This window comes from Micromonospora sp. NPDC049799 (genome assembly GCF_040656655.1).
Classification (GTDB): Bacteria; Actinomycetota; Actinomycetes; order Mycobacteriales; family Micromonosporaceae; genus Micromonospora.
The window spans coordinates 1-3027 of the sequence record NZ_JBFAMU010000556.1 but is presented as its reverse complement, the minus strand read 5'-3'; the positions used below and the strand labels follow the sequence as shown (position 1 = coordinate 3027).

Genomic DNA, 3027 nt, shown 5'->3' with positions numbered 1-3027 from the left:
GCCGACCGGCCCACGGCGGCGCACGCCGGGCCTGCGCCGGGCCGAGCTGGCCACGCTGGCCCAGGTCAGCGTGGAGTACCTGACGCGGTTGGAGCAGGGGCGGGACACCCGTCCGTCGCCGGAGATCCTGGCCGCGCTCGCCGACGCGCTCCGCCTCGACGACGCCGACCGCGACCACCTGCGCCAGCTCGCCTCGGTCAACCACAGCCGGCAGTTGTGCCCGTCGGAGCCGCCGACCGTCTCCCGTACGGTCCGCCCGACGGTCCGGGCCGTGCTCGACGCGCTGCGGGACAGCCCGGCGTACGTGCTCAACCGGCTCGGGGACCTTCTGGCCTGGAACAACCCCTTCGACCGGCTGGCCCGCCCGCTGGGCCTGCTCGACGGCGTCCGCCCCAACCTGGTGTGGTTCGTGCTGGGCGACGAACGCGCCCCGGAGTGTGTCGTGGACTGGCCGGAGCTCGCCGACCACGTGGTGGCCGAGCTGCACCGGCTGCGCCGGGGCGACGCCGCCGTCGACGCCTTCGCCGAGCGGCTGACCCGCACCGTCGGCGCGCCGTTCGCCACGCGGTGGGAGCGACGCCCCGTGGCGGCTCCGGCCAGCGGCGTACGGGGATGGCGGCACCCGGAGGTGGGGCCGCTCCGGCTGACCTACGAGACCCTCGAGTTCGCCGACAGCGACCACCAGCGGCTGGTCGTCCAACTCGCCGCGGACGCCGCGACCGCCGCCGCGCTGGACCGGCTGCTCGGTCGTCTCCCCGGCCACCTGCGCCCGGTGGCCGGCTGAGCGGTCACCTCGCCGCGCGGACCAGCTCCACGAAGTACGCGTGCAGCCGCCGGTCCCCGGTCAGCTCCGGATGGAACGAGGTGGCCATCAGGTTGTTCTGGCGTACCGCCACGATCCGGCCGTCGGCCGGCCCCTCGGTCACCGTGCCGAGCACCTCGACGCCGTCGCCGACCCGCTCGACCCACGGCGCGCGGATGAACACCGCGTGGAACGGCTCACCCTCGACCCCGGCGATCTCCACCGGCGCCTCGAACGAGTCGACCTGCCGGCCGAAGGCGTTGCGTCGGACCGTCATGTCGATGCCGGCGAAGCCGCGCTGGTCCGGTCGGCCGTCGAGGACCTCCGTGGCGAGCATGATCATGCCGGCGCAGGAGCCGTAGACCGGCATCCCGCCGGCGATCCGCTTGTCGATCGGCTCGCGCATCTCGAAGATGTCGGCCAGCTTGCTGATCGTGGTGGACTCCCCACCGGGGATGACCAGCCCGTCGACCGCGTCCAGTTCCCCGGGGCGGCGGACCGGGCGGGCGTCCGCGCCGGCCGCGGCCAGGGCCGCGACGTGTTCGCGTACGTCGCCTTGGAGGGCGAGCACACCGATCACGGGTGCCGTCACGTTCGCTCCTCTCCTGAGGCGTTGAAAAAGGGCCCCTTCCTCTGCAGGAGGCGTTAAGAAGGGGCCCTTCCTTTCACGTCACCAGCCGCGCTCGGCCAGGCGGTGGGGCTGCGGGATCTCGTCGACGTTGATGCCGACCATCGCCTCGCCGAGGCCCCGGGAGACCTTGGCCAGCACGTCCGGGTCGTCGTGGAAGGTGGTGGCCTTGACGATCGCGGCGGCACGCTGGGCCGGGTTGCCGGACTTGAAGATGCCCGAGCCGACGAACACGCCCTCCGCACCGAGCTGCATCATCATCGCGGCGTCGGCCGGGGTGGCGATGCCACCGGCGGTGAAGAGCACCACGGGCAGCTTGCCGGTCTCGGCGATCTCCTTGACCAGCTCGTACGGCGCCTGCAGCTCCTTGGCGGCCACGAACAGCTCGTCGGCCGGCAGGGACTGGAGGCGGCGGATCTCCTGGCGGATCTTCCGCATGTGGGTGGTGGCGTTCGAGACGTCACCGGTGCCGGCCTCACCCTTGGAGCGGATCATCGCCGCGCCCTCGGTGATCCGGCGCAGCGCCTCGCCGAGGTTGGTCGCGCCGCAGACGAAGGGGACGGTGAACGCCCACTTGTCGATGTGGTTGGCGTAGTCGGCCGGGGTCAGCACCTCGGACTCGTCGACGTAGTCGACGCCGAGCGACTGGAGGATCTGCGCCTCCACGAAGTGGCCGATCCGGGCCTTGGCCATGACCGGGATGGAGACCGCGCTGATGATGCCGTCGATCATGTCCGGGTCGCTCATGCGGGACACCCCGCCCTGGGCGCGGATGTCGGCGGGCACCCGCTCGAGCGCCATCACGGCGACGGCGCCGGCGTCCTCGGCGATCTTGGCCTGCTCGGCGTTGACCACGTCCATGATCACGCCGCCCTTGAGCATCTCGGCCATGCCGCGCTTGACCCGGGCGGTGCCGGTGACGGGGGTGGCGGTGGCGTTCTGGGAGGTGGTTTCGGGCACGGGTTATCGCTCCTCGAACGGGCTCGGGGGGTGGCAGCGGAAATGCTACGGCGGTCACAACACCGGTCCGACAGCCAATCAGACCCACGGTGGCCTGCCCTGTGGCAGCCGTCACCCAGCCCAGCGCCTCCCCCGCGCCTCGATCCACTCGGCTTCAATGATGTCGGGTGCACGCCGGGCTTGGACACCCCGACATCAGTGACCTCGAGTCGATCAACGATCGGGGCGGCCGGGCGGCCGGACCGGGCCGCCGCCGAACAGGTCCCGGACCAGGCCGGCGGGGTCAGCCGGCGGGGACGTCGGCCGGGGCGACGAGGGTGGGGTCGTCGATGTCGAAGTAGCGCGGCCACGCGTGGCGTCGCCCCATCCGCAACAACCGCACCAGTGGACGGCTCCGCGCCGTTCGGGCGTCCCGGACCAGGTCGGTGTGCACCTGCCGGGCCAGGGCGAGCCGGCGGCTGGCGGCGATGACGGCCTCGCAGTCCGGATCGGTCGGGTCGAGCGGCACCGACCGCAACTGCCGGGTGAGGTCGTTCTCGGCGGCCTCCCGCTCGTCCGGCCCGGCGTCGAGCGCGATCCGCGCGGCCGAGTACAGCTCGACGCCGTACCGTCGCTCGGCCAGGACCGCGGCGGCGGC

The 3027-nt window shown here is 72.9% G+C and carries 4 protein-coding genes; 1 reads left to right on the top strand and 3 read right to left on the bottom strand.

Going from position 1 to position 3027, the window contains the following annotated elements:
• Positions 1-784, top strand: a 784-nt coding sequence (locus AB0I76_RS26265) for a helix-turn-helix transcriptional regulator (protein WP_357040709.1), incomplete at its 5' end; no start/stop codon positions are given.
• Positions 785-788: 4 nt separating this feature from the next.
• Here AB0I76_RS26265 and pdxT read toward each other — a convergent pair.
• From pdxT to AB0I76_RS26250, 3 genes are all read right to left on the bottom strand, one after another.
• On the bottom strand, positions 789-1394 hold the full coding sequence (pdxT, locus tag AB0I76_RS26260; protein ID WP_357040706.1) for a pyridoxal 5'-phosphate synthase glutaminase subunit PdxT: 606 nt from the start codon (positions 1392-1394) through the stop codon (positions 789-791).
• A 78-nt stretch (positions 1395-1472) separates the two neighbouring features.
• Positions 1473-2390: a pyridoxal 5'-phosphate synthase lyase subunit PdxS gene (pdxS, locus tag AB0I76_RS26255; protein WP_357040703.1), complete on the bottom strand. Its 918-nt coding sequence runs from the start codon at positions 2388-2390 to the stop codon at positions 1473-1475.
• Between the two features lie 283 nt (positions 2391-2673).
• Positions 2674-3027 (bottom strand): hypothetical protein (locus AB0I76_RS26250; RefSeq protein WP_357040700.1); only part of this gene is annotated, 354 nt, incomplete at its 5' end.